Source organism: Streptococcus sp. WM07 (genome assembly GCF_004570525.1).
Lineage (GTDB): Bacteria > Bacillota > Bacilli > Lactobacillales > Streptococcaceae > Streptococcus.
Window position 1 is genome coordinate 1 of record NZ_SPPZ01000107.1, and the last position, 1,577, is coordinate 1,577.

1 protein-coding gene is annotated in these 1,577 nt (G+C 37.8%); it reads right to left on the reverse strand.

Annotation, left to right across the window (positions count from 1 at the left end):
- The coding region (locus E4T71_RS08555; protein ID WP_135038907.1) for an IS1182 family transposase at positions 1 to 1,553 on the reverse strand (1,553 nt) is incomplete at its 3' end.
- Between the last annotated feature and the right edge of the window lie 24 nt (positions 1,554 to 1,577).

Genomic DNA, 1,577 nt, shown 5'->3' on the forward strand with positions numbered 1-1,577 from the left:
TTAGTCAATTTTGTAAGATTCATGCTCATTAAGAGGAGCCCTAACTCTGTTTCCACGTTTTGATTTCCTCGAACATGAACTCGGCGTACGCCAAAAACACCCTTCATCCTACCAAATATAGGTTCGACATCGACCTTTCGTTTGGCGTAGATGTGGGATCCTTCCTTACTCTCCAAATTTTCTTTGACTTTCTGTTTAAAGTAGGTCCAAGTTGGATTATAGTGAATTTGCTTCAAATTCCCTTTCTCTGTTCGTGCTAATTGATCTAACTCCGGATTAGCTTGAAATTCTAGGGCTTCATAGATTTTAAAGTCACGCTCAAATCCATACTTATCTCTTCTTTTGGAATAATATTTGAAACCATAAAGGACTCCATCCGGTTTTATCCACTGATCCCCTTTTTCAAGATAAATCCAATTAGCTGGATTTGTTTCAGCTTGCTTGTATTTTCTTGTCTGCTCTTTCTGATACATTCCATACGGAATTAAAGGAGTCTTCTCTAATTCATCAATAATAAAACTGTAGTTCTCCTCACTTCCATAGCCCGCATCTGCGACAATATATTGGAATAAATCTAGTGTTTGAATTGATTGAAGAAATGGTTTCAAGGTTCGCGTATCTGTTGGATTTGGAAAAATACCGTAGGCTAAAGCATATTGTCCATTTGAAGCTACTTGGAGATTATAGCCAGGTTTCAGTTGACCGTTTTTCATATGGTCTTCCTTCATCCGCATAAAGGTTGCATCTATATCAGTATTAGAATAGGAATTCCTTTCTCCCAAGATTTCTCGACTATTTTCATATCGTTTCTTACGATTAAGATAATCTTCTTTCAATTTTCTGTGGTGTTTTTTTAACCGTCTACGTTTTTGCTTATTTACGGATCCACCTTTGATAACTTTAGGCTCCTGAGAGATAGCTTCTTCAACTTCCTCAAGGATTTGTTCGGTATCTTGTAGAAGTTGAAGAAGACCAGCGCTAGTGAGGCATTCTTCTTTAGACAGAGCAGTGTTTACTCCCTCTTGAACAAGTTGATCATATAAATCAGATATATTCCCGTCCAAGGCTGTATCATAACGTTCCACAGCTTTTTTCCAAGTGAAGGAATATTTATTGGCATCTGCTTCAATTTTTGTTCCGTCAATGAATAGAGCATCCTCCTCAATCATACCATTATCTCGAAGGAGTAGAGTGAAGTAAATAAAAGCGGTCTTAATCAGCTGGTTGGCATGCCTACTAGCTCGGAAACTGTTTATTGTGCGATAACAGACATAGGTATCTTGGCTTAGCCATTTCATAGGAATCACTTCTTCATTCATTTGCACAATGTTTCGACCAGAATAGACTTTCCGAGCATAAGCAAAGAGCGTCATTTTTAATAACATAGCTGGATGGAAAGCTGGCCGACCAGTATGAGATTTTTTCTCTAAGAGAACAGAGTCTGGAATAGAGTCTACAAACTGGCTAATGAGACGTGCTTCATGAGTTTCAGGGATGTCCCAAGCAATAGATAGTTCAAGGCTGAGTTGATTTGTGTTATACTGTTTATACATTTTATGTCTTTCTAGTTGTTTTGT